This is a genomic window from Nocardia sp. CNS-044 (assembly GCF_059570515.1).
In genome coordinates this window covers 57,263-76,732 of sequence record NZ_JCANSX010000012.1, presented here as the reverse complement: position 1 = coordinate 76,732, position 19,470 = coordinate 57,263, and the positions used below count along the sequence as shown (strand labels likewise).

The 19,470-nt window shown below is 70.1% G+C and carries 22 protein-coding genes; 13 read left to right on the top strand and 9 right to left on the bottom strand.

What is annotated here, in order from left to right; all coding sequences use genetic code 11:
• The first annotated feature begins 80 nt into the window (after positions 1–80).
• The gene (locus tag T333_RS30810; RefSeq protein WP_496426684.1) at positions 81–1,457 is read left to right on the top strand and encodes a tetratricopeptide repeat protein; all 1,377 of its coding nucleotides are present in this window, start codon (positions 81–83) and stop codon (positions 1,455–1,457) included.
• Positions 1,458–1,584: 127 nt separating this feature from the next.
• On the opposite strand, the gene T333_RS30805 is transcribed toward T333_RS30810, so the two are convergent.
• Entirely contained in the window at positions 1,585–1,926 is a 342-nt protein-coding gene (locus T333_RS30805; protein ID WP_496426683.1) for an ArsR/SmtB family transcription factor, read from the bottom strand.
• Positions 1,927–2,020: 94 nt separating this feature from the next.
• Between T333_RS30805 and T333_RS30800 the strand changes: the two genes are divergently transcribed.
• Entirely contained in the window at positions 2,021–3,238 is a 1,218-nt protein-coding gene (locus T333_RS30800; RefSeq protein WP_496426682.1) for an MFS transporter, read from the top strand.
• Positions 3,239–3,390: 152 nt separating this feature from the next.
• Here T333_RS30800 and T333_RS30795 read toward each other — a convergent pair whose 3' ends face one another.
• Complete coding sequence (locus T333_RS30795; RefSeq protein ID WP_496426681.1) at positions 3,391–3,801, bottom strand: hypothetical protein; 411 nt, start codon at positions 3,799–3,801, stop codon at positions 3,391–3,393.
• Here T333_RS30795 and T333_RS30790 point away from each other — a divergent pair.
• Positions 3,791–5,296, top strand: a complete 1,506-nt coding sequence (locus tag T333_RS30790) for a pentapeptide repeat-containing protein (protein WP_496426680.1) — start codon at positions 3,791–3,793, stop codon at positions 5,294–5,296. The genes T333_RS30795 and T333_RS30790 overlap by 11 nt on opposite strands.
• Before the next feature lie 133 nt (positions 5,297–5,429).
• On the opposite strand, the gene T333_RS30785 is transcribed toward T333_RS30790, so the two are convergent.
• Complete coding sequence (locus T333_RS30785) at positions 5,430–5,825, bottom strand: VOC family protein (protein WP_496426844.1); 396 nt, start codon at positions 5,823–5,825, stop codon at positions 5,430–5,432.
• A 194-nt stretch (positions 5,826–6,019) separates the two neighbouring features.
• Between T333_RS30785 and T333_RS30780 the strand changes: the two genes are divergently transcribed.
• The gene (locus T333_RS30780; protein WP_354999480.1) at positions 6,020–7,126 is read left to right on the top strand and encodes a zinc-binding dehydrogenase; all 1,107 of its coding nucleotides are present in this window, start codon (positions 6,020–6,022) and stop codon (positions 7,124–7,126) included.
• Positions 7,127–7,271: 145 nt separating this feature from the next.
• Positions 7,272–8,156 (top strand): NAD(P)-dependent oxidoreductase, encoded by an 885-nt coding sequence (locus T333_RS30775; RefSeq protein ID WP_496426679.1) that lies wholly within the window; start codon positions 7,272–7,274, stop codon positions 8,154–8,156.
• Here T333_RS30775 and T333_RS30770 read toward each other — a convergent pair.
• Positions 8,137–8,598, bottom strand: coding sequence for a MarR family winged helix-turn-helix transcriptional regulator (locus T333_RS30770; RefSeq protein ID WP_496426678.1), 462 nt, complete (start codon positions 8,596–8,598; stop codon positions 8,137–8,139). The genes T333_RS30775 and T333_RS30770 overlap by 20 nt on opposite strands.
• Positions 8,599–8,650: 52 nt before the next feature.
• On the opposite strand from T333_RS30770, the gene T333_RS30765 reads away from it, so the two are divergent.
• The 7 genes from T333_RS30765 to T333_RS30735 all read left to right on the top strand — a co-directional run bounded on the left by T333_RS30765 (position 8,651) and on the right by T333_RS30735 (position 14,144).
• Positions 8,651–9,061, top strand: a complete 411-nt coding sequence (locus tag T333_RS30765; RefSeq protein WP_496426677.1) for a winged helix DNA-binding protein — start codon at positions 8,651–8,653, stop codon at positions 9,059–9,061.
• A 232-nt stretch (positions 9,062–9,293) separates the two neighbouring features.
• A complete protein-coding gene (gene dapB / locus T333_RS30760; RefSeq protein WP_496426676.1) occupies positions 9,294–10,040 on the top strand; it encodes a 4-hydroxy-tetrahydrodipicolinate reductase in 747 nt (248 codons plus the stop codon).
• Positions 10,041–10,065: 25 nt separating this feature from the next.
• A complete protein-coding gene (locus T333_RS30755; protein ID WP_496426675.1) occupies positions 10,066–10,569 on the top strand; it encodes a hypothetical protein in 504 nt (167 codons plus the stop codon).
• Positions 10,570–10,575: 6 nt separating this feature from the next.
• Positions 10,576–11,028 (top strand): flavodoxin family protein, encoded by a 453-nt coding sequence (locus T333_RS30750; RefSeq protein WP_354999486.1) that lies wholly within the window; start codon positions 10,576–10,578, stop codon positions 11,026–11,028.
• A gap of 131 nt (positions 11,029–11,159) precedes the next feature.
• Positions 11,160–11,846 carry a DNA-binding response regulator gene (locus T333_RS30745; RefSeq protein WP_253798495.1) on the top strand — a complete coding sequence of 229 codons (687 nt, stop codon included), beginning with the start codon at positions 11,160–11,162 and terminating at the stop codon, positions 11,844–11,846.
• Positions 11,810–13,132, top strand: coding sequence for an ATP-binding protein (locus T333_RS30740; protein WP_496426674.1), 1,323 nt, complete (start codon positions 11,810–11,812; stop codon positions 13,130–13,132). Before T333_RS30745 ends, T333_RS30740 begins: the two co-directional genes overlap by 37 nt.
• On the top strand, positions 13,125–14,144 hold the full coding sequence (locus T333_RS30735) for a DUF8320 family protein (RefSeq protein WP_496426673.1): 1,020 nt from the start codon (positions 13,125–13,127) through the stop codon (positions 14,142–14,144). Before T333_RS30740 ends, T333_RS30735 begins: the two co-directional genes overlap by 8 nt.
• A 6-nt stretch (positions 14,145–14,150) precedes the next feature.
• Here the strand turns inward: T333_RS30735 and T333_RS30730 are convergent, their stop codons facing one another.
• The 4 genes from T333_RS30730 to T333_RS30715 form a co-directional block, all read right to left on the bottom strand.
• On the bottom strand, positions 14,151–15,182 hold the full coding sequence (locus T333_RS30730) for an RNA polymerase sigma factor (RefSeq protein WP_496426672.1): 1,032 nt from the start codon (positions 15,180–15,182) through the stop codon (positions 14,151–14,153).
• A gap of 43 nt (positions 15,183–15,225) precedes the next feature.
• Positions 15,226–15,384, bottom strand: a complete 159-nt coding sequence (locus tag T333_RS30725; RefSeq protein WP_496426671.1) for a hypothetical protein — start codon at positions 15,382–15,384, stop codon at positions 15,226–15,228.
• A 190-nt stretch (positions 15,385–15,574) separates the two neighbouring features.
• A complete protein-coding gene (locus T333_RS30720; RefSeq protein ID WP_496426670.1) occupies positions 15,575–16,471 on the bottom strand; it encodes an RNA polymerase sigma factor in 897 nt (298 codons plus the stop codon).
• A gap of 203 nt (positions 16,472–16,674) precedes the next feature.
• Positions 16,675–17,643 (bottom strand): haloalkane dehalogenase, encoded by a 969-nt coding sequence (locus T333_RS30715; protein ID WP_496426669.1) that lies wholly within the window; start codon positions 17,641–17,643, stop codon positions 16,675–16,677.
• Between the two features lie 64 nt (positions 17,644–17,707).
• Here T333_RS30715 and T333_RS30710 point away from each other — a divergent pair, with 64 nt between their 5' ends.
• On the top strand, positions 17,708–18,907 hold the full coding sequence (locus T333_RS30710) for a winged helix-turn-helix domain-containing protein (RefSeq protein WP_496426668.1): 1,200 nt from the start codon (positions 17,708–17,710) through the stop codon (positions 18,905–18,907).
• A 1-nt stretch (position 18,908) separates the two neighbouring features.
• Here the strand turns inward: T333_RS30710 and T333_RS30705 are convergent, their stop codons facing one another.
• Positions 18,909–19,352, bottom strand: a complete 444-nt coding sequence (locus T333_RS30705; protein ID WP_354999494.1) for a toxin-antitoxin system HicB family antitoxin — start codon at positions 19,350–19,352, stop codon at positions 18,909–18,911.
• Positions 19,353–19,470: the final 118 nt, after the last annotated feature.

Here is a 19,470-nt window from a genome sequence, read left to right as displayed (position 1 = left end):
CGCCTTCTCGGATATCGGCGTGCTCGTACTGAAGTCGAGCGGGTAGCGTGCGGTCGACGAATGCTGCGGAGGGGGAGTCGATGCGCACGGCATGGGAGGCGGTGACGCGGGCGCGGGCCGCGCGCGAACTGGATCGGTTGCCGGAGGCGCGGCGAATTCTCGGGGAGGCGCTGGCGGCGGCGCCGGAGGATCCGGTGGTGCTCGCGGAACTTGCCGATGTCGAGTATCGGCTGGACGATCACGCGGCGGCGCTGCGTCATGCGCGGGCGGCGATCGCGGCGAATCCGGACCGGGTCGATCCCTACCTGACGGCCGCTCTCGTTCACCACTACGAAGACGAGCGAGACGAGGCGTTGCGATACGCGCGTGCCGGGGTGGGGCGCGCGCCGCACGACGTCGGCGCGCTGCTCGTCCTCGCCCGGGTCATCGTCGGTGGGCCGATGACGGACGCGATGCGCGCCGAGGCTCGCACGGCGTTGGAGAGCGCATGTGGTTACGCGCCGCAGAACGCGGACGTCCTCGCCCACGCCGCCGAAAGCTATCGAAACCTGCCGGATTCGGCCGAGGCGCGCCGCCACGTGGAGCGGGGCCTCGCCGAGGACCCGGCGCACGTCGGCTTGCTCGCACTGCGCGCCCGGCTGGAGTTCGCGGACTTCTCCACCAGAGACAAGGCGGTGGCGACGCTACGCGGCCTGCTCGGCGCCAGCCCGAACCACGCACCCGCGCGGCGGCTCCTCGCCGAGATCATGTGGCGGGCGCTGCTGCGGCTGGCGGTCTGGGTGTGGTTCTTCGCGTGCGCGGTCGCCGCGCTCGCGATGTGGGCCGGTCCCGGCGTACTGCGAGTGGTGACCCCGGTGCTGTTCGTCATCGTGCTCGTCGCCTGGTTCCGGGTGTTCCGCCACCTGCGTAGGCAGCTGCCGCCGCGTTACCTGCGAGAACGGTTGCTGCGCCGCCCCGAAGCGCTGCTCGGTCTGTGCGTGTTGTTCTTCGCGAGCCTGCTGGCGGATCTCGGCGCGGTGGCGTTGCGGGTGGTGGCGGGCGTGGGCTACGCGCTGCTGATCGTCGGGGTGCTCGGGGCGAGTCTGGCGCATCTGATGCTGTTCGCGGGGTGGCTGCGCCGCTTCCGCGACGAGACCGACCGCGACGCCGCGGACAGCTATGCCCTGTTCACCGTCATCGCGGTGGTCGGCTTCGGATTCGTGGTGCTCGGCGTGCTCGGGGTGCTGCGGTCGTGGGCGCGCGCGCCGGAGGCCTATCCGGTACTCGCGGGGCTACTCGGCATCGTGGTGGTGACGTTGCTGGCGGAGTCGCTGATCGTCTTCCTGACGGGGCCGAGGGACTGGCGACGGCCGGTGGCCTATTGCACCGTGCTGCTGACCTTACTGGCCCTCGCAGTGCTGGGGACCCGGTGGAGTTTTCTATGGATGGCGTCCGAGACGTTCACCGGATCGGATTGACCCGACGGTCCGGCGTGGTCGGGGAGCCTCGGCCGTCGCGCCCTTACTGCTCGGCGGGGCGACCGAGCCGTCAGAGGTGCATGTCGGCTGCCGCGTCTGTACTGGTCGGCGGGGGCGATCGAGCCCGTCAGCGATGCACCGCGGCTGTCGCGCTGTCGTGGGCGCGATTGGCGGCGTCGACCACCACGTCGAGTAGTCCGGGGAGCGCGGCGTCGAGGTCTTCGGCGCGCAGCCGCTGACAGGTCTGGCCATCGATGAGGAGGCGCTCGATGACGCCCGCCTCGCGCAGGATCTTGAAGTGGTGGGTCGCGGTGGATTTGTTGATCACGTCGTATAGGGCGCCGCAGCGCACGGCGGTACCGGCGTTCCGCAGTCGGCGCACCATCTCCAGGCGAACCGGATCCTGCAAGGCGCCGAGCACGGTGGGCAGCGGTGCGATGGGCGGAGCGGCTTCGGTGGCGTCGGTCATGATCTACCTCACTCGGGGGTTTGATGATCATCGAACCGGGTTGTATGGTCGATGGAGTTCGATCAATATCAAACTTACCTGATCGGGGTTATCGATGGCAGCGCCGATGGCAGTGGCCGCCGACGAACAGACCACGCAACGCTGGGCCTACGGGCTGGTACTGGTCGCCAGCGGCGTGGCGCTCGGCGTGTCGGGCGTGCCCGCGCCGTTGTACGGGATCTACGAAACGCAGTGGCACTTCACGCCGCTGACCACCACCATCGTCTTCGCCGTGTACGGCGTCGCCGCGCTCGGCGCGGTGCTGGTCTCCGGTCGCATCTCCGATGTGGTGGGCCGAAAGCCGGTGCTGCTCGGCGCTTTCGCCACCATGATCGCCGGCCTGGTGGTGTTCGTGCTCGCCGACTCGGTCCCGATGTTGTTGCTGGCCAGGGCATTGCACGGGATCGCCGTCGGCTCCACCGTCGTGGCGGGCGCCGCCGCGCTGCTCGACCTGCGTCCGCATCGTGGCGCGCGGTCGGGGCAGCTCAGCGGCGTCGCCTTCAATGTCGGTATGGCCGTGGCGATTCTGGGTTCGGCGCTGCTCGCTCAATACGCGCCACATCCCTTGCGCACGCCCTACGTCGTCATCACGGTCGTCTGCTTGGCGATCGCCGCGGGCGTGCTCGCCCTGCGCGAACCACACGGCGCCAGGCAGGCCGGACGCATCCGCATCGCGAAACCCGCCGTGCCCCACGAGATCCGCGCGGACTTCTGGTTCTCCGCGATCGGCGTGATGGCCGCCTGGTCGGTGCTCGGCGTGCTGCTCTCGCTGTACCCGTCGCTGGCCGCGCAGCAGACCGGCATCCACAACCTGGTCTTCGGCGGCGCGGTCGTCGCATCGACCGCCCTCTCCGGCGCGACCGCCCAGCTGTTCGCGACCGGCATCCCAGCCCGCAGGGCCGCCATCCTCGGCGACACCGGCATGGCGCTGGCCCTGCTGCTCACGGTGCCCGTACTGGCCACCCACAGCTGGGTCGCGGTGCTCGGCGCCGGCGTCGCCCTCGGCGCCACCTTCGGCCTCGGCTTCGGCGGATCGCTACGGCATCTGTCCAACGTCGTGCCACCCCACAAGCGCGGGGAGACGATGTCGGCGTACTACCTGCTGGCGTATTCGGCGATGGCGTTGCCGACGATCCTGGCAGGCTGGGCCGCGACAACCTGGGGCCTGAAGACGGTGTTCCCGTGGTTCGTGGGAGTGGTCGCGATGGCGTGCCTGGTAGCAGCGGCGCTGGGCCTGCGCGGAAGCCGCGAGAAAGCGATCGAGCCGGTGTAACTCCGAACCAGACCCTGCAGTCACCCGCCCCTCCCCACATCCCGTACAAGTGGGTCATCCCACACAGGGTTCGCACTCCTCACACAGGCGCTGGCTATGTGACGCGTACACCGGGTGTGTGGGAGCAGGTGCGGCGGTGGGGACCCGGCGCGTCAGGGTGTGGCGGTTCGGTCAGGTAATTCCACGGGGGTCTCGTGTACCGTCAGCCATTGGTATGCACCGGTGGTGTCGTCCGGCGTGCACAGCACCGCTGTCACTCGACGTGAGGACTTGTCGTCGTCGGTGAGGTGCTGCTCCAAGAATCGCACCAGCACTTGCTCGCCGAAGCGGGCGAGCTCGGTGACCTCGGAAATCTCGATCCGCAATCCGGGCCGCGCATTTCGCGCTTCCCGCAACCCGGCCAGCAGTGCGTCGCGCTCGAGGACCGCGCCGGAAACGCTGACCATGGAGAACTGCTCATGCTGCGCCGCGGCGAACCGTTCGAAGACCTCGAACGGTGCGGGCGACCCCAGCCAAGCGGCGAGGTCGGCGTGCAGTGAGTCGATCGAGTCCTTGACGTCCACCTCCGCATCATACGAAAGCCGCTGCCGCGCTTCACATGCCGCGCGGCAGCCCACCGGCTGCGCGGCGTACCGCAATCGGGCTACCATGCAGCTCATGCGATGGTGGGGGAGGTTGGGGCGCCGGTTGCACCGTGCGGCGTTGCTGTTCGCGGTGCTCGCCGCGGTGCTCGGTGGATTGGCCGTCGCCGGGCTCACCTGGTGGTTGTTGTGGTTGGGGCTCGGCGCCGAGGCCGAGACGCCGAATCAGGTGGATCTCACCAAGATCGCGCTGTCGGTGACGGCGGGCGTCGGCGGCGCGGTGGCGTTGGTCGTGGCATACCGGCGGCAGCGGGATCTGGAGCGCGGCCGGTTCGCCGAACTGTTCGGGGCGGCGGCGCGGCAGTTGGGCGACGAGGATCCGGCCGTGCGGCTCGCCGGTGTCTACGCGATGGCCGGTGTGGCGGACGAATTCTCGGCACCCGTGCGAAGGCAGCAGTGCGTCGACGTGCTGTGCGGGTACTTGCGCCTGCCCTACGAGCCGGACGACGGAGCCAACCATCTGATCTCGCGCGCCGAGACCGCGCAGGAATCGGGTCGCGAGATCGAGCGCGTCTACCGGGTGCGGCACAACGATCGTGAGGTGCGCGGCACCATCGTCCGCGTGATCGCCGCACACCTGCGGCCGTACGGCGAAGCATCCTGGTCGCGCTGCGATTTCGACTTCACCGGCGCGGTTCTGGAGAACGCCGACTTCGAGGCGACCGAATTCGCGGGGCGTCGGACCACTTTCACCGGTGTGCGATTCGTCGGCGACCGCTCGGCCGATTTCAACCGGGCCCGCTTCACCGGCCAGCACGTGACTTTCCGCGACGCCCGCTTCACCGTTCCGATCGCACACTTCGGTAGCGCCGAGTTCCGTACGGCGCGAACCACCTTCGACGGAGCGACGTTCAAAAGTCCGCAGACCCGTTTCGACGAAGCGACCTTCGCGGGCACGCGCACCGGCTTCATCGGAACCCGTTTCCTCGGTGCCCGAACATCCTGGCGGGCAGCCGCTTTCCAGGCCGAACGGACCTCCTTCGCGCACGCGACCCTGGACGGCGAGCACGTCTCCTTCGAGGAGGCGGTCTTCGCCGGCCAACACCTCGCGTTCACCGCGACACAGCTCTACGCCACGACCGTCAGCTTCGAGGAAGCCAAGCTGGGCGCCGCACCGCGCCTCCGTGGCCGCGGCACTCGCGAGATCGATTTCGTCGGAGCGGAATTCCACGGCGCGGTGAGCTTCGCCCGCAGCACCATCGCCGGACGCGCCGCCGATTTCCGCGAGGGCGATTTCTTCGGCGAGATCTCCTTCGCCGCGACCCGCTTCACCGCGGGCGAAACCGATTTCGACCGGCCGAAGGCGTGGGTGGGCGTGCGTTTCGATTGGGACGACAATCCCACCGGCAAACCGACTTCCGTCAAGCCGAATCCGTGGCCGCCGGTCCCGGAATCCGCACCCACGCCGAGCGCATGACGTGCGGGTGGCCTCTCCGAGGAATTCCACCCGCCGCTGGAGCGTCCTGCGGCCGTAACCCAGCGGCGAACGCCGCGTCGATCGACGGACGCCGCCAGGTTACGCCCCACGCTGTGCGCTCGGCTTCAGGCCGCTACTCCGGCCAACCGCCGTACGGAACGGTGATCAACTCCATGAAGTGACCGCTCGGGTCGAGGAAGTACACCCCGCGCCCGCCGTCGTTGTGGTTGATCTCGCCGGGCGCCTGCTGGCGCGGATCGGCCCAGTGCTCCAGCCCGTAGCGCTGGATCTTGGCGTAGGCCGCATCGAACTCGGCCTCGGAGACCAGGAAGGCGTAGTGCTGGGGTTGGATTTCGGGGTCCTCGCCCGGCACGACCGCGAAGTCGAAACCGACGCCGTGGCTCATCCGGAGCTCGATGAACGGACCCCACTCCTTGCCTACTTCCAGGCCCAGGATGTCGGCCCAGAATTCCGCCGAAACTCGATTGTCGCGGCAGCCGACGATGGTGTGATTGAACTGAATGGACAGTGGATTTCTCCTCGAATCGTGACGGTCCCGACCCTGGGCTCGGTACAAGGCGGCCTACAGGAGCACCGTCACGTCGATCGACGATAGCGGTCGATTCCCGGTCTCGCCAACCCCCGGTTACCGGGGCTGTTCGCGCCGACCGAGTTTCGGCGGTGCTGGCTCCGCTCGGGGCCGTGCCCGGTAGCGTCGCAGCCATGAAGATTCGTGGGGCGGTCCTGGAGCGGATCGCGGCGCCGGTACCGTTCGCCGAGTCGGCGCCGATCAACGTCTGTGAGCTGGAGCTCGGCGAACCCGGTCCGGGCGAACTGCTGGTGCGGATCGAGGCCGCTGGGCTGTGTCATTCCGACCTCTCGGTCGTGGACGGCAACCGGGTGCGGCCGGTGCCCATGCTGCTCGGCCACGAGGCCGCGGGCCGCGTCGAGGCGGTCGGCCCCGGCGACGGCGATATCGCGATCGGACAGCGCGTGGTGATGACCTTCCTGCCGCGCTGCGGCGAGTGCGCGGGCTGCGCGAGCGAGGGCCGCACACCGTGCGTGCCAGGCAGCGCGGCCAACAACGCCGGAGAGCTGCTCAACGGCGGACGGCGGCTGCGGCGCGCGGGCGCGGAGGTGCATCACCACCTCGGTGTCTCCGCGTTCGCGACGCACGCCGTGGTGGACCGTCGCTCGGTGGTCCCGGTCGACGACGACGTGCCGCCGGAGGTCGCGGCCGTGCTCGGTTGCGCGGTGCTCACCGGCGGTGGCGCACTGCTGAATTCGGCGCGTCCGGGGCCCGCGGACCGGATCATGGTGGTCGGTCTCGGCGGGGTGGGCATGGCCGCGGTGCTCGTGGCGGTCTCGCTGGGGGCGAAGGACGTGATCGCCGTCGACACCGTCCCCGAAAAATTGGCGCTGGCAAAGGATCTCGGCGCCACTGCCGCCTACACCCCCGCGGAGGTCGCCGAGCAGGGCGTGCAGGCCGAGGTGGTGATCGAGGCCGCGGGCAACGTGCGCGCGTTCGAGACCGCGGTAGCGGCGACCGCGGCGGGCGGCACCACCGTCACCGTCGGTCTGCCCGCCCCCGACGCCCGCGCGAGCATCTCCCCGTTGGCGTTGGTGGCGCAGGGTCGCTCGATCGTCGGCAGCTACCTCGGCTCCGCGGTGCCCTCGCGCGACATCCCCGAGTACGTGCGGATGTGGCGGGAGGGTCGGCTTCCGGTGGAGCGGCTGGTGTCGGCGCACATCGGGTTGGACGAGATCAACCGGGCCATGGACGAACTCGCGGCCGGACACGCGCTGCGGCAGGTGATCGTCTTCGACTGACCGGTGACGGTCGTCACCACCTCGTCGCCGGTAGCTCGTTCCTTACCCGGACGTGCGTATTCGACCGAAAAGTAGGTACTTGTCGGCCACCCGCGGCCCCGCGCAGACTCGCCTTCGCAAGGGACGAAACAGCTTGGGAGGCAAGATGACCGACGAGACACGCGGGCCCGTGACCGTGCTGGGTCTCGGTTCGATGGGCAGCGCGGTGGCCGTGGCGTTCGTCGCGGCCGGGCACCCGACCACCGTGTGGAATCGCACCCCTGGCAAGGCCGCGCCGCTGGTGGCGCTGGGCGCGACGCACGCGGCGACGATCGACGAGGCGGTCGCGGCGAGCCCGTTGATCGTCTCGGTGCTCACCGGATTCGAGGCCACCCTGGAGGCGCTCGCCCCGGCGGGTGCGGCGCTGGCCGGACGCACACTGATCACGCTGAACAGCGGCACACCGGCGGGCGCGCGGGATGTCGCCGCATGGGCCGACGCGCACGGTGCGCGGTTCCTCGGCGGCGCGATCAAGAACGTGCCCGCGGCCGTCGGCGCCGCCGACACGCTGCTGTACTACGGCGGCGACCGCGGCGTGTACGACGAATACCGTTCCGTCCTGGGCGTTCTCGGCGGCGAGAACGTCCACCTGGGTGCCGAACCCGATCTCGCCGCGCTGTACGAGGCGGCCGTCGGCGCGACGCTGTTGCCGACCCTGCTCGGTTTCTTCGAGGGCGCCGCGGTGCTCGCCTCGCGCGGTATCGAAGCCCGCGCGATGGTGCCGTACTCCACCAAGTGGCTGCGGATGATCGAGTCGCTGCTGCCGCTGCTCGCCGAGGAGATCGACACCGGCGACTACACGAAGCTCGGTTCCTCGGTCGGGCTGTTCCACGACACCATCGACAGCGACGTGCGGATCGGTGTCGAAGCGGGCGTCGACATGTCGTGGCACGCGCCGATGGCGGAACTGCTGCGCCGCGCGATCGCGCGCGGGCACCGCGAACACAGCGTGACAGCGCTGATCGAGGTGCTCAAGACCCCGGCGGCGTAGCTTCCGCGGCATCCATCGCGTCCACGAAACGGCTTAGCAGCCTGGTGAATTCGGCGCGTTCGCGCTCGGTCCAGTCGGCCATCGCGGCTGCGGTCGCCGTCGCGCGACGCCGGTGGGCTTCGCTGAGGATCCGGTCGCCGAGCGCGGTCGGCCGCAGCACCGCCCGGCGGCCGTCGTGCTGGTCGGCGACCCGCTCCAGCCAGCCCTCCGAAACGGCCTGGGCGACAAGCCGGCTCGCGCGTGGCTGGTCCACGCCGAGGGCGGGGGCCAGCGCTCCGACGGTGGCGTCTTCGAGGGACGACACGGCGTCGAGGACGCGGAAAACCGTAGGGGGAACCCGACTCTCGCCCGCCAGCGCGCCGCGCGTCTGCCTGCGCCGGATTCGGACCATTGCGGCCGCGACCGCCTCGGTGCACGCATCGCGCTCTTCCATCGAACTCATCTCCATGTCAGACTACATATAGATGTAATTCTACATGTATATGGAGGGCCCGATGGCCGAGCGCAGAATCGGATACCTGCTGAAGGAACTCGACCGCCTGATCGAAGCGCGGTTCGACGACGACCTCGCGGTGGGCGGGCTGAGCCGACGGCACTGGCAGTTGCTGCATTCGCTGTCCGAGGGGCCGCGCTCGGCGGCGGAGTTGCGCGAGGCGCTGGCTCCTTTCTGGAAAGCCCAGGGGGAGTGGGCCATCGAGATCCGCGCCTTGTCGTCGGCTGGCCTGGTCGCCGCGGATGCCGATGCGCTTGCCCTGACTGTCGCAGGCCGGGCGATCCACGACGCCACCTTCCTCCGCATCGGCGATCGCCGCCGCGCAATGGCGCGGGGAATCGGACCCGATCAATTCGCGACCACCCTGCGGGTCTTGGAACGGATGATCGGAAATCTGGCCGCCGCAAGCTAGGGGAGATCCGCACGGGAGTGGACTTGCTATCCGAAGCGGGAGCCCTGGACATAGCCATATGGGGCTATGCGCATCGATTGATGGATCGACCCGTATGGCACATCGGCGGCTGGACGACAGCGCCGCCGCAGCTTTGCCACGCGGCTGGCGCGAGCGGGTGGAAACCCGGGGCGGTGCGGTCCACACACCCCTCGATAGGCTTGCCGCAACACCAGCGGAACGAGGAGGTGCGGTGACCATTCGGGTCGGAGTGCTCGGAGCACGCGGGAAAGTCGGTCAGGCGATCTGCGCGGCGGTGCAGGCGGCGGACGATCTGGAACTGGTCGCGGAGGCCGACAAGGGCGACGCGCTGGAGACGTTCACCGAGAGCGGCACCCAGGTCGTCGTCGACTTCACCCACCCCGACGTGGTGATGGGCAACCTGAAGTTCCTGGTGGAGCACGGCATTCACGCTGTCGTCGGCACCACCGGCTTCGACGACGCGCGGCTCGCCGAGGTGCGCGGCTGGCTGGCCGAGCGTCCCGAGACCGGCGTGCTGATCGCCCCCAACTTCGCCATCGGCGCGGTGCTGTCCATGCGCTTCGCCGAGCAGGCCGCGCGGTTCTTCGAATCCGTCGAGGTCATCGAGTTGCACCACCCGAACAAGGCCGACGCGCCGTCCGGCACCGCCTACCGGACCGCGGGCCTGATCGCCGAGGCCAGGGAGCGCGCGGGCGTGGGCCGCAGCCCCGACGCGACCACCACCGAACTGGAGGGCGCGCGCGGCGCCGACGTCGACGGCGTGCGGGTGCACTCGGTGCGGCTGGCCGGACTCGTCGCGCACCAGGAGGTGCTCTTCGGCACCCAGGGCGAGACGCTGACCATCCGGCACGACTCGATCGACCGCTCCTCCTTCGCCCCGGGCGTGCTGCTCGGTGTCCGGGAGATCGGCGGTCGGCCGGGCCTGACCGTCGGGCTCGATCCGTTCTTGGACCTGTGAACGCCGAACAGCCGAAGGCATGCCCGTGAACGCCGAACAGCAGGCCAATGCCGGCCGAGGTGAGATCTTCCGCGTCGTGGGTCTCATCGCGGCGCTGGTGTTCGCGCTGGGGTTCTATTTCCTGCTGCTCGGTCGAATCGCGTTCGCGCTGATCGGTTCCGGCGAGGCGGCCGGAATCGCGATGGGCGTCGGCGTGCTTCTGCTGCCGATTCTCGGCGTGTGGGTCACGGCCGCCACCGTGCGTGCCGCACTGGCCCACCAGTACCTGGCCCGACGCATCCACGAGGAGGGTCTGGAACTGGACACCTCCACGCTGGCGCGGCGACCGTCCGGGCGCATCGAGCGCGGCGCGGCCGATGAACTGTTCGAGCAGGTGAAGCGGGAATGGGAGGCCGACCCGGACAACTGGCGGGTCTCCTACCGCTTGGCCCGCGCCTACGACTACGCGGGCGACCGCACCAGGGCCCGCGAGACCATGCGCCGCGCGGTGGCGCTGGAGAAACTGGAACGCGAGCAGCGCGAAGGGTAGCGAAACGTGGCCCGACTGTTGATCATTCACCACACCCCGTCCCCGCACATGCAGGCGATGTTCGAGGCGGTGGTGTCCGGCGCGACCGATCCGGAGATCGAGGGCGTCGAGGTGGTGCGCCGCGCCGCACTGGCCGTCACCGCGCCCGACGTGCTCGAGGCCGACGGCTACCTGCTCGGCAGCCCCGCCAACCTCGGCTACATGTCGGGTGCGCTCAAGCACGCGTTCGACACGTTCTACTACCCGTGCCTGGATTCCACGAAGGGCCGCCCGTTCGGCCTGTACCTGCACGGCAACGAGGGCACCGAGGGCGCCGAGCGCGGGGTCGACCGGGTGACCACCGGCCTCGGCTGGGTGAAGGTGGTTGCGCCGGTGGTGGTTTCGGGGCCGCCGTCGAAGGAGGACATCGAGCGCTGCTGGGAGTTGGGGGCGACCGTCGCGGCGCAGCTGATGGGCTGACGTGGGTGACCACGGACCTGTCGGCCCCGATTTTTGGTGTCTGACCACCGGGCGCCCGCGGCGGTCATACTGCGTGGTGACGTTGTAGCGGGGGGACTGTGGGCGATTTGCTCGGGATGGGAGTGTCGAGGGTGACGTGGGCCGACGGCGGCGAGAGAGCGGTGCGACGGATCGGGCTGGTCGAAGACCACGAATCGGTCGCGATCGGTCTCGCCGCGATGCTTGCGCCGGAGCCTGACCTCGATCTGGTGTGTACGGCCGGAACGGTGCCGGAGCTGCTCGCGGCGGCCGGACCGGCTCCGGCGTTGGACCTGGTGGTGCTGGATCTGCGCCTCGCCGACGGCTCCGCGCCGGAGGACAACGTGCGCGCGCTGCGCGAACGCGGCATCGAGGTGCTGGTGTTCACGGGCGCCGACAACGCCTTCCTGGTCCGTTCCGCGGCCCGCGCCGGTGTACTCGGGGTGGTGCGCAAATCCGAGGACGTCCCGACGGTCGTGGCGGCCGTGCGGCGCGCCGCCTCGGGTCAGCAGGTCGTCACCACCGACTGGGCCGCCGCCATCGACGGCGACCCGCAACTCTCCGATGTCGGTCTGAGCCCGCGCCAGGAGGAAGTGCTCACCCTGTACGCCTCGGGTGAGAAGGCCTCCCGCGTGGCGCGCCTGACCGGTCTGTCCGAGCAGACCGTCAACGACTACCTCGGCCGCATCCGCCAGAAGTACGCCGACGCGGGTCGTCCCGCCCCGACCAAGACCGACCTCTACAAGCGCGCCGTGGAGGACGGATGGCTACCGGTTCCCGAGCGGCATCCGCGCGGATGATCCCGTCCAGCGCGCTGGACACCGCAACGACCGCACTCGAACCCGGCCCCGACTCGACGTCGGCGTGCCGGTGGCGTCGACTGCTGCGTGTGGTGGGCGGAAGCGACATCGACGAGGCCGCCTCGGACCGGATCCTGCGCAGGCTCGGGCTGACCTTCGGCATCGCGGGGATGATCGCCGCGGTGGTCGAGCTGCCGGAGATCGCCGATCAGAGTCGCTTCGCACCGTTCGGCTGGACCGTGCTCGCGTTCGTGCTGGCCTTCGGGCTGTTCCCGGTGCTCGCCGTGGTGTCGGTCGGCATGAGCAGGTACGTCATCCAGTCCGTCGCGGGCGCCGCGGCGATCGGCTACGTCGTCGCGATGGCGCTGATCCCGTTCGCTTACCGCCAGCCGGCGACCGACGCCACCTCGGTGTGGCTGTACCGGGTGTTCGCGCTCGGCGTGCTCGCGGCGGCGTTGGCGTGGCGGCCGCTGGTCGCGGTGGGCTATCTGATCATCGGCGGCGCGGTGGCGGCTGTCGCCAACAAGTACGTGGTGCCGGACGGATCGACCTTCGCGCTGCTCGGTGATTTCGCGCGATCGGTCGGGTTGTGCGCGCTGTTCCTGTGGTGCGCGGTCTATGCCAGGGCGGCGGCCGCCCGAGTCGACCGGGAGTCGGCGATCGCGAGCAGCCGGGCCGCCGCCGTGGCGGGCGCCGCGGCGCGAGACCGGGAGCGGGCCCGTTTCGCGGCGCTGATCCACGACGCGGTGCTCTCGACGTTGCTGGACGCCTCGCGCACCGGCACCGATTCGCCGGTGCTGCGCAAGCAAGCCGAGCGCACACTCGCCCAGCTCGACCAATTGCGCGGCGGCGAGACCGAACCCGACCGGCTGAACGCGCAGGGCGCGGTCGGTTTCCTGCGCGCGGCGGTGCACGAGGTCAATCCGGGCATCGGGTTCAGCGCGCGGCGCTGGTCGGGAGTGGACGACCTGCGGCTGCCGGTGGACGCGGCGGGAACGATCGCCGCCGCGCTGGCCGAGGCGATGCGCAACAGTCTGCGGCACGGCACGGTGCCGGGGCGCACGGTGCAGCGCACCGTCACGGTCACGGTGAGCGCGGGCGGCATCCGGGTGGTCTTTCGCGACGACGGCGCGGGTTTCGACCCGGGCAGGGTGCCCGCGGACCGGCTCGGCATCTCGGTGAGCATCCTGGGTCGCATGCGGCAGCTGCCCGGCGGCGCGGCGTTCGTCGAATCGCAGCCGGGAGAGGGCACGTCGGTGACGCTGGTGTGGGGTAGCGATGGTTGACGCCGATTCCAACCTAGGGGTGCGTGATCTGCTCGGTCTGCGCGACGCGGCGGCCTGGCTGTTCCTGCTCATCCTCGAGGTGACCATCGTCCTGTACATGGTCCGCAACTTCTCCGACGCGTCGCCGTTCGCCGCCGTCACGGGGCTGATCCTGCTCGCGGTGGCGGGCCTTTTGGTGCTGGTCATCCCCGTGGACCCCTTGCCATGGCCCGCAACGGTTTTCGTGGCCGCGTCCGGGCCGGTGGCGACCGCGTTGACCACCACGCACATCGAGCAGGGCTGGTCGAAGCCGGTCTGGTCGGCGTTCGCCTCCTCGTACGTGCTCGCGGTGCTCGTGTTGCGCGGCAGGCTCGGCGCCGCGTGGCTAGGCGTCGCGGGCGTGGCCCTTGTGGTCGCTGCCGTCGGCGCAACGGCCGGGCTGCGCGGCGGGTTCATCGCCGGGACCGTCGTGCCGATCGCGACGGTCGCCGGAGTCTCGGTGTGCGCCGCGATCATGCGACCAACCCAGCGCTCACTGCGTCTGCTGCGCGAGGAAGCGACCATGCGCGCGGCGGCCGAGGCCACCATGGCTGCGGAGAACGGCGAACGCGATCGGCAGCTGGCCAGGCTGGACAAGGTGGCGCGGCCGATTCTGGAGCGCATCGCCGACGGCGTCGAGCTCACCGCCGCCGAGCGCGAACAGTGCCGACTGCTGGAAGCCGAACTGCGCGACGGCCTGCGCGCGCCCCAGCTGGTCACGGACGAACTCAGCAGCGCCGCCCGCGGCGCGCGGTCCCGCGGCGTGGAGGTGGTGCTGCTGGACGACGGTGGTTTCGCCGGTGTGCCGCGCTGGGTGCGGCAACGGGTGATCGACGCCGCGATCAAGGAATTGGACGCGGCGAACGCGGGCACGGTCACCGTCCGCGTGCTTCCGATGGGCCGCCGCATCCTGGCGACGGTGCTCGCCAACGCCCCCGCCACCGCCCGCCGCACCGAGATCGACGCGGCGGGCGAGGTCACCGTCACCACTTGAGCCCGCTCACTCGAGCAGCGGAAAACGACCCGAGGTGAGCAAGCCGGTGATGGCGTCGATCTTCGCTTGCGGCGCGGCGTAATCCAGGTGGGCGCGGAGCACGCCCGCGGCGTCGCGGAGCCGGTGCAGCTGGGTGGCGGCTTCGGCGACATCGCGTCCGCCCGGGCTGATTCGGTGGGTGGCGAAGGCGAGCTTGCCGGGGTCGACACGGCCCAGGGCGCGGGCCCTGTCGACGCGGCGCGAGCAGCGGCAGAACGCCTTCGGCTCGGCCAGTCCGCAGGTGGAACGCAGGAACGCGCCGAGGCGCTGCTTGGCCCGTTCCAGCCGTTTCTGGCAGGCCGCCGGGGTGATGTCGAGGATCCAGGCGGACTCGGCGGCGGTCAGCTCGAAGATCTCGCCGAGGACGAAGACGACGCGCTCCTCGCGGCCGAGGCATTGCAGCATCGCCTGCGTGCAGCTCAGCCGCGTCTCCTCGGCCAGCAGGGCGGCCTCCGGTCCCCGGTAGTCGGCGGCGGCGAGACCGTCGGCGAGGTCGTCGCGGAAGTCGTCCAGGCCGATCTCGGCGTGTTCCTGCGGTGATCGCCTGCGCAGGTTCAGCAGGTAGTTGACGCCGACCCGGTAGGCCCACGTCAGCTGTTTCGCCTCGCCGCGCCAAGTGGACAGCCGAGTGACTATGCGCAGCAGAATCTCCTGCACGGCGTCCTCGGCATCGGCGGGCCGCCCGACCATGCGCAGCGCCAGCCGGTACAGCGAATCCTGCAAGCGGCCGATCACCTCGCGCAGCGCGGCCGTGTCACCGTCGACGGCCAGCGCGACCAGCCGCAGTTCTTCCTGGTCCGGGCCGGTCGCACTGTCGTCGATCGCGACGTCGGCGAGTTCATCGGGCAAGCCGATCGTGTCCGGGGAGGCGGCACAGCCATGGACGCCGCGCGCTGGGCGCCGCAGGGCGCGCCGAGCCGCATCCGTCGTGGTGCCCGATGGCGCGCCCCCGATCGTGCTCTCGCCGGGCCGGTCGATCGGCTCGCGCGCCTCGTGCATCGTTCTTCTTCCTCTCTGCTCACACCGCGGCGGGCCGCGTCTGTCACACCGGGACGGGCCGCGCGACCAATGCGTGCCTGCGCAGCCAGCTCGCGACTGCCTGTCCGATGGCGTCGGGCTGGTCTTCCGGGCTGTGGTGCGCGCCCGGCCCCACCGATTCGACCTCGACGGCGGCGAAAGTCTTTGCCGCCCAGGCGATCACCTCGGGCTACCCGAGGCCGACTCCGGGCTCGACGCGCATCAGCAGCTTGGGCACCTCCGGGCTCTCCGCCATCCATCGTCCATAGTCACGGACCCGCTGCGCGACGTCGGCGGGTTCGCCGGCGAGCGGAAGGTGCGGAACATGTCGGCCGAGCCCTGCGGCAGTTCGTCCCAGCGTCCGGCTGGCCCGCTCAGGTCAGCAGCGGGAAGTGCCCCGACCGCAACAGCCCGGCGATGGCGTCCATCCGTTCCCGTGGCGCGGCGTAATCCGGGTGCCCGCGCAGCACCGCGGCGACATCGTGCAAGCGGATCATTTGTTCCTCGGCTTCGAGCACCGTCCGCCCGCCGGGGCTGACCGGGTGGGTGGCGAATTGCGGCGCCGCCGTATCGATGCGGCCGAGCCGGACCGCCTTCTCGACCCGTCTCGAACAGCGGCACGCCGCCCGCGGGTCGGCCAGGCCGCACGAGGATCCGAGAAACGCGCCGAGGCGTTTCTTGGCTCGCTCCAGTCGTTTTCGGTACGCGGCGGGAGTGATGTCGAGGATCCACGCCGCGTCCGGCGAGCTCAGTTCGAAGACTTGGCCGAGCACGAACGCGACGCGTTCCGCACGAGCGAGGCATTGCAGCATGCCCTGGCTACAGGTGAGCCGGACCTCGCTCGACAGCAACGCCGCCTGTGGCCCTTGATAGTCCTCCGCTGCCAAGCCGTCGGTGAGACCGGCGCCGAACTCCTCCAAGCTGAGCTGGCGCTCCTCCTGCGGCGTCCGCGTGCGCAGATTGATCAGGTAGTTGACGCCGATGCGGTAGGCCCAGGTGAGCAGTTTCGCCTCGCCGCGGAAGGTGGCGAGGCGGGTGACCGCGCGGATCAGGATCTCCTGGGTGGCGTCCTCCGCCTCGGCGGGACGCCACACCATCCGCAGGGCCAGCCGGTATATCGGGTCCTGGAGCATCCGGATGATCTGGGCGACTGCGTCTCGATCGCCGTCCACCGCGCGGGCGACCAATTCCGCTTCCGCGCGCCGGACTTCCTCGGTTGTCGCGGTGTCGTCGACCGGATCGTCGCCCGCCGCGACGTCTGCACTGCTCATCGGGTCATCTTCGGTAGCCTGCCGCGGTCCCGCAAGCCCGCTGAGACTCTGGCTTTCGGCGTGAATGTCGGGTACGTGAACCCCCTTCCGTGCGCGGAGCCGTGCAGCTCCATCAGATCGTTTCCGCGTGGACCTGGGCGCACCTGCGATGACCGTGGTGCGCCCCACGAGTGTCCGGGGCGTCGTGGACCGCGCGGGCGGATTCAAGATCGCGCGACCGCCGAGACCAGCGCGTGCTCGCGCAACCACTCGGCGACCGCCGAGCCGATCTCGTGCGGCCGATCCTCCGGTGCGTGGTGCCCGGCGGGCGGAATGGAGACCACCTCCGCGCTGGCGAAAGTGGTTGCCGCCCACCGCGCCGACTCCGCCGAGCCGAGGCCGACGCCGTTCTCCAACACCATGATCAGCGTCGCGATCTCGGGTGTCTCGGCGAGGTACCGGCCGTAGTTCCGCACGATGTCCACCACGTCGGCGGGCTCGCCGCCGAGCGGAATCTCCCTGGGCCACATCAGCAGCGGCTTGCGTGTGGCCGGGGTCGGGTAGGGGGCGCGGTAGACGTCGTGGACCTCCTGCGACAGATTCGTCACACCCCTCGGCAGATTGAATTCGATGAACATGTTCTCCTCCAACACCATTCGCTCGCCCTCGGCGGTCCGGAACTTGCGGAACAGCTCGGCGCCGAGCGGCGGCATCTCGGACCACTCCATCGGCCGCAGGAAGGTCTCGATCAGCGCGATGCCGCGCACCCGGCCGGGATGACGCGCGGCCCAGTCCATTCCGAGTGCGCCGCCCCAGTCGTGGCCGACGATGACCACTTCGTCCAAGCCGAGGCCGTCGAACCAGGCGTCCAGGTAGCGCGCGTGATCGACGAACCGGTAGCCGATGTCGGGCTTGCCCGAGTCGCCCATGCCGATCAGATCGGGAGCGAGCGCCCTGGTCTGGTCGGTGACGTGCGGAATCACCTTGCGCCACAGATAGGACGAGGTCGGGTTGCCGTGTAGGAACACCACGGGCACGGACCCCGAGCCGGTGTCGGTGTAGGAAATGAAGGAATCGAGAACGTCGATGGTGGCCACGGGAAAGCTCCTTTCAGCTGCTTGCACCCGTTTCGACACAGCGACCGCGCAGACTGTGACCGCGCGACATGTGACGCTCGACACATCGCGCCTCATCGAAGGATTCGGGGTAGAAATGCGCCGACCGAACAATGTCGGACCCCCATGGCATCCTTCGGATATGCGGAAGATGAGTGCGGCGGCCGCGCGGCGAACGGCCTTGGCCGCGCAGGGGTTCGGCAGGCGGCGCCCGGCCGCCGTCACGCGCCGGACGATGGCCGACGTGCTCGCCAGAACCCAGCTGTTGCAAATCGATTCGGTGTCGGCGGTGGTCCGCGCGCACTACGCCCCGGTGTTCAGCCGGATCGGCGGCTACGACCGCGCGCTGCTCGACGAGGCGGCCTGGAGCCACAGCGCCAAGCGGCCGCGGCGGCTGGTCGAGTACTGGGCGCACGAGGCCGCCCTCATTCCGGTCGAGGACTGGCCGCTGATGCGCTGGCGGATGGTGCAGTACCAGCACGGCCGTTGGTCGGGGATGCGCAAGGTGCTGGACCGCAATCCGACGCTGGGCAAGGACATCCTGGACGTGATCCGGGATGTCGGCGCCGCCACCGCCGGTGAGGTGGAGCGGCATCTGGAGCTGGACAAGCCGCGGCCCAAGGGATCCTGGTGGAATCTCAGCGACACCAAGATGATCTGCGAACAACTCTTCGCCGCGGGTGAGCTCTCCGTCGACAAGCGCGTCGGCTTCACCCGGCACTACGATCTCGCCGAGCGGGTGCTACCCCCGGAGGTGTTGGCACGCGACGTTTCGGAGGCCGACGCCGTCGTGGAACTCGTCCGCAGAGCCGCCACCGCGCTGGGCATCGGCACCGAGACCGACCTGCGCGACTACTACCGCCTGCACCGCTCGCAGACCGAACCGGCGATCGCGGCGCTGGTCGACGCGGGCGAACTGGAAGAGGTCGAGGTCGCGGGCTGGGGCAAGACCGCCTACCTGCGGTCCGGTGCCGCCACGCCGCGCCGCGTCGAGGGGGCCGCGCTGCTGTGCCCGTTCGACCCGCTGATCTTCTTCCGGCCGCGCACCGAGCGGATCTTCGACTTCCACTACCGCATCGAGATCTACACCCCCGAGCACAAGCGGGTGCACGGCTACTACGTCTTCCCCTTCTTGCTGGACGGGGAGCTGGTCGGCCGCGTCGACCTGCGCGCCGAACGTGCGAGCGGACGATTGCTCGTGCCGGGCGCGTTCGCCGAGCCCAGCCGCGCCAGCGCGGAGACCGCGGCGGCGCTGCGCACGGCCCTGCGCGAGATGGCGGACTGGCTCGAGCTGGACGAGGTGGTGATCGGCGAGCGCGGAGAGCTGGCCGCGCTGCTGTAGATCAGAAGTCGCGCTTGGGTCCGTAGCCTCGCATCTGGTCGCGCAACGCGCCGTGCACCGCGTTGGACAGCCACGAGTTCAGCGAGACCCCGCTCGCCGCGGCCGCCTCCTCCGCCTTCGCCTTCATCTGCTCGACCAAGCGCAACGTGACGCGGCTGATGTCACCGGTCATCTCCTCGAAGGTCGGATGCTCCTCGGCGGTGGCGTTCTTGCGGACGTCGACCGTGGCGTCGGTGCCATCCACCGAGACGTGCACGGTGCGGTCCTCCAGCGCCGAGCTGACCTCGCCCGCCAGCTCGGACAGCGCCGCGAGCAGCACGAGCCGGGCCGACGCCTCGGTCGCCGAGGCCAGCGCGGCGGCGGTGGCCTGGGTCTTCTCGTCGCCGAGCGCCGCGGCCGCCACCAGGTTCTCGCGCAGCTGCGCGGTGTACTTGTTCAGATCCATGACATCAGTGTGGCGTCAAAAATGACATCATTCAAGGAAGGATTGATGTCTCGGCGGCGTCGGTGGGAGGTGAATCACCCGCGCGGGCAGCCGGATCGCCGGTCAGGGTGTCGAGGGT

Bases quoted from the DNA above. Each gene is read 5' to 3' on its own strand.
- T333_RS30775 (WP_496426679.1), top strand. From the start codon at position 7,272: ATGACCGACGAGACACGCGGGCCCGTGACCGTGCTGGGTCTCGGTTCG.
- T333_RS30765 (WP_496426677.1), top strand. From the start codon at position 8,651: ATGGCCGAGCGCAGAATCGGATACCTGCTGAAGGAACTCGACCGCCTG.
- T333_RS30705 (WP_354999494.1), bottom strand. From the start codon at position 19,352: ATGGATCTGAACAAGTACACCGCGCAGCTGCGCGAGAACCTGGTGGCG.
- T333_RS30715 (WP_496426669.1), bottom strand. From the start codon at position 17,643: ATGAGGCGCGATGTGTCGAGCGTCACATGTCGCGCGGTCACAGTCTGC.
- T333_RS30810 (WP_496426684.1), top strand. From the start codon at position 81: ATGCGCACGGCATGGGAGGCGGTGACGCGGGCGCGGGCCGCGCGCGAA.
- T333_RS30735 (WP_496426673.1), top strand. From the start codon at position 13,125: ATGGTTGACGCCGATTCCAACCTAGGGGTGCGTGATCTGCTCGGTCTG.
- T333_RS30730 (WP_496426672.1), bottom strand. From the start codon at position 15,182: ATGCACGAGGCGCGCGAGCCGATCGACCGGCCCGGCGAGAGCACGATC.
- T333_RS30720 (WP_496426670.1), bottom strand. From the start codon at position 16,471: ATGAGCAGTGCAGACGTCGCGGCGGGCGACGATCCGGTCGACGACACC.
- T333_RS30780 (WP_354999480.1), top strand. From the start codon at position 6,020: ATGAAGATTCGTGGGGCGGTCCTGGAGCGGATCGCGGCGCCGGTACCG.
- T333_RS30710 (WP_496426668.1), top strand. From the start codon at position 17,708: ATGCGGAAGATGAGTGCGGCGGCCGCGCGGCGAACGGCCTTGGCCGCG.
- T333_RS30800 (WP_496426682.1), top strand. From the start codon at position 2,021: ATGGCAGCGCCGATGGCAGTGGCCGCCGACGAACAGACCACGCAACGC.
- T333_RS30740 (WP_496426674.1), top strand. From the start codon at position 11,810: ATGGCTACCGGTTCCCGAGCGGCATCCGCGCGGATGATCCCGTCCAGC.
- T333_RS30770 (WP_496426678.1), bottom strand. From the start codon at position 8,598: ATGAGTTCGATGGAAGAGCGCGATGCGTGCACCGAGGCGGTCGCGGCC.
- T333_RS30805 (WP_496426683.1), bottom strand. From the start codon at position 1,926: ATGACCGACGCCACCGAAGCCGCTCCGCCCATCGCACCGCTGCCCACC.